At 29.1% G+C, this 3,922-nt stretch carries 5 protein-coding genes; all 5 read left to right on the top strand.

What is annotated here, in order from left to right; all coding sequences use genetic code 11:
* The first annotated feature begins 164 nt into the window (after nt 1-164).
* Entirely contained in the window at nt 165-752 is a 588-nt protein-coding gene (locus Q0C16_RS05880) for an SIS domain-containing protein (protein WP_292320387.1), read from the top strand.
* Nucleotides 753-2,276 (top strand): hypothetical protein, encoded by a 1,524-nt coding sequence (locus Q0C16_RS05875; protein ID WP_292320386.1) that lies wholly within the window; start codon nt 753-755, stop codon nt 2,274-2,276.
* The gene (locus tag Q0C16_RS05870; RefSeq protein ID WP_292320384.1) at nt 2,273-2,644 is read left to right on the top strand and encodes a hypothetical protein; all 372 of its coding nucleotides are present in this window, start codon (nt 2,273-2,275) and stop codon (nt 2,642-2,644) included. Before Q0C16_RS05875 ends, Q0C16_RS05870 begins: the two co-directional genes overlap by 4 nt.
* Before the next feature lie 4 nt (nt 2,645-2,648).
* Nucleotides 2,649-3,563, top strand: coding sequence for a hypothetical protein (locus Q0C16_RS05865; RefSeq protein WP_292320383.1), 915 nt, complete (start codon nt 2,649-2,651; stop codon nt 3,561-3,563).
* 41 nt (nt 3,564-3,604) lie between these two features.
* A partial coding sequence (locus Q0C16_RS05860) for a hypothetical protein (RefSeq protein ID WP_292320382.1) occupies nt 3,605-3,922 on the top strand: 318 nt, incomplete at its 3' end.

The following is a 3,922-nucleotide window of genomic DNA, read 5'->3' as shown; positions in this document are numbered from 1 at the left end:
GAGCAAAACGTCCCTGGTAAGCCATTTGCGCATAAGTTTATTATGATATCAAAGTTTAAAACCATGATGAGTGCTGAGTAGAGTAAAGTGCAACAATACCTATTCAGCATTGCACTTGTTAAGAAGCTTTTTAAACCTTTATTGAAAAAAAGAATGTGAATTTTATGGAATGGTATGAAAGTCTTGAAAAGCAAATATCTACGCTATTTGATTTGTATAAGAACCGAGAAGAATTTATGGATGAATTTAAAAACTTTATAACTTTTATTAAAAACTTACGGGGGATAGCCTATTTTACGGGTGTAGGCAAAAGTGGGTTTGTAGCAGAAAAAGTAGCAAGTACTTATAATTCACTTGGAATTAGGAGTTGTTTTATAGACCCTGTAGATACACTACATGGTGATATGGGGATATTTAGCAAAGAGGATGCAACAATTTTTATATCAAAAAGTGGTGAAACAAAAGAATTATTTAAATTGTTTGATGAACTTAAGAATAGGGGGATAAAAATAATAGCTGTGACTGCCAATAAAAATTCATATATTTCAGAAAATGCAGATCTACGGCTGATTATACCAATTAAGAGTGAGGGTGATTTTCTAAATGATATCGTTCCATTAGCATCTACTATAACATTTGAGGCAGTTTTGCAATCGCTAGCTGTAGAAATAGCTTCTTCTAGAGGATTCACCCTAAAAGATTTCTTATATAGACATCCAGGGGGTAAAATTGGAGAAACCAGGGTGCATTAATTGAAGCTTGAATACCTAATAGTTCAATGTGGTGGTTTGGGATCAAGAATGCAGTATCTGACAGCAAACAAACCAAAATGCCTTATCTCTGTTTTTGGAAGCCCGTTAATTTTGCATCTAAATTCAATCTTTAATAAACCTAAATTTATTGTTATTGGCAAGTATAAATACCAGGTGCTTAAGAATTATCTCAAGCTCTTTGAAGACAAAATAAATTTTAAGATAGTTTATTCTAAAGGAAATGGCTCCATTAGTGGAATTAAAAGAGCATTGGACTACATACCACCAAATAAGCCTTTTGGAATAGTTTGGTCAGACATCTTATTTACTAAAAAATTATATATCCAAGATGTTAAAGAAAATTACATTGGTATTACTAATAATAGCTATTGCAGGTGGACTTTAAAAAATGGGAAACCTACTGAAGAGGGTGGCAATAAAAATGGTATATTTGGATTTTTTATATTCAAAGATAAAGAAGAAATAAAAAACTTACCTACTTCTGGTGAATTTGTTAGATTTTTAAAAGAATCAAATATTCCGCTTAAACCTTATATAGTAAATAATGTATATGAGGTGGGCAGCCTAGAGAAATACAATATATTGTTAAAAGAAACAGGTAAGGAAAACACAAGATTTTTTAACGAAATCAAAATCAAAGATGGTATAGTAACTAAAATTGCAAGATACAAAGAGTTCGATGAATTGATCAAAAAAGAATCTAATTGGTATAGGTATGTAATGAGAAAAGGTTATGAAAATATACCCAAAATTATTAGCTTAAACCCATTAAAAATGGAATTAATAAATGGTAAACATCCATTTGAAATTAATAGCGCTTCAATTACTAGTAGAAAGTATATCCTTAATCAAATAATTGATGCATTAATAAAACTTCATGAAATCGATGAAGTGGCTTATGATTTAGAAGAGGATATAGAAGTTCTTGTAAATAAAACAACACATAGATTAAACAAGGTAGAGTCTGTCTTGCCAAAGAACAAAATGGAAGTTAATGGTAAAAAAATAAATATAAAATATAAAGATTTAAGTAAAACAATTACTAAAGCTTTTCGTAAGATACATAAATCATACAATTTCTGTGTTATACATGGGGATCCTACCTTTTCAAATACCTTAATTACTAAGCGAAATGAAATAAAATTTATAGACCCAAGGGGGTATTATGGGAAGAAGCTAATCTATGGTAATCCGATGTATGATTTTGCAAAATTGTATTATTCTTGCATAGGAAATTATGACCAATTTAACCTAAGGAATTTTAGACTAACCTTAGATTTAAATCAAAATAAAGCAAGTATAAATATCGTATCAAATAACTATGAAGAGGCAGGTTGGGAGGTTTTTAATGAAAGATTTAGTAAATCAGAAATTAATGATATAAAAATTATGCATGCACTTATATGGCTAGCACTTACTGGTTATGTAATCGATGATTATGATTCTATAATTGGAGCATACCTTAAAGGCCTTTTAGAATTGAAAGAGGTAGCAATTATATGAAGCTGAAGCTGTCAAGTCTTAAAAAGACCTGGCTAATAGATATAGATGGCGTTATATTTAAACATAATGCATATCTAAAATACTATGAAAAAAATAAAAATGACAAGTTGTTGCCAGGTGTAAAAAGATTTCTTAAAAAAATTCCAAGTGATGATTATATTATCTTATTAACCTCTCGCAATAAAAAATTTAAAGATTATACTATTAAGCAATTAAATTATTACGGAATTAGATTTAACAAAATATTATTTGATTTGCCTGTTGGAGAAAGAATATTAATAAATGATATAAAACCAAATGGTCTTAAAACTGCAATCGCAATAAATTTAAAAAGAGATAAAGGTCCAACAAAGTTGCACCTACTGTGATATAATGTTAAAGACACTAAATACTGGGATAAAACTAATTTTTGCTCCGCTTATGTTGGGTTTAATAATTATAATTTTAGAAAGGTTAGTAGTTAGACCAAAAAAAGATGAATGGTGTTTTATCGTAGGACCACACCTTGGAGACATTTTTATAGGTCTTGGTATTTTAAGAGTCTACAAGAAGAAAATGCAAATTAAAAGGATATGTATATTAGTAGATAAAAAGTATTATTTTATAGCCAAATCCTTAAATGTTGATGACAAAATAATAAGAATGCCACATATTCCAGAAGTACTTTATCCTATGATGAATGCGTATAGAGTTAGGAGACCTGGTATAATTAGTACGCCGCCAGATTTTAATTTTCCATTTATAAACAGGGAAGAAGTTGGGAAAGAACTCAAGCGTAGTCTAGTTTTAGTAGAGAAATACAAAGTTTTAAGATTATTCAAAGATCTAAATCTACATATTGGGAAAACTGTCATTTTATTCCCATTTTATTCTGGTGGTAAATATTTAAGTTTAAATGAGTCTTTTTGGAATGATTTAATAAATAAGATATCAGATCTAGGATATGATGTAGTAGTAAACTCTAATGCTATGGAATTTGGTAATAAAAATTGTTTAGTTTATAATATCCCATTAGATCTAATGCAAAAATTTGTTGAATATGCGGGAGTAGCTATCTCAATTAGGAGTGGCATATGCGATTTTATAATACCTGCAAAGGCCTTAAAAATAGTCTTATATTATGATAAAGATCAAATGTTATATTGGAGTTTTAAAAATTATGGTATCTCTGATTTCAAAGAAATTAATCTATCAAAGTCGACAGAAGATGATATAATAAAAGAGATATTAAAAATGATAAAAATAAATAAAAAACCAGATAAATTAAAAATAAGGCAGGCAATATAAAATTACAAATTACGCTTCGCTGAAAAATAGAATGTGATTTCATGGAATTGGGATTTGATCCAAAGAGAAACATGTCTATGTTTGATTACTATTATGCTAAGATAAATGCTAAGATAAACAAAATTAACGACCTCATCTCAATGAGCAAAATAGCGAAAAATTGGTTGGAAATTGCCCTTTTTAGGATAGGATTGAAGAAAAGCGTAATGATAAAATTTAGGGATGGCAAGACATTCTATGCAAAAGATAGAAAAGCATATTTCGATTTATGGAACTCAGAACTTGGTCAAGCAGAATTAACAAGTTTGGCAAAAGAAAAAGTAAATATAATTAAAGGTAAGAAAGGACAGGGCAAAATA

Source organism: Caldisphaera sp. (assembly GCF_023256325.1).
In the GTDB taxonomy this organism is placed as follows: domain Archaea; phylum Thermoproteota; class Thermoprotei_A; order Sulfolobales; family Acidilobaceae; genus Caldisphaera.
The sequence above is the reverse complement of the archived record's forward strand: the minus strand, read 5'-3'. Positions and strand labels throughout refer to the sequence as shown.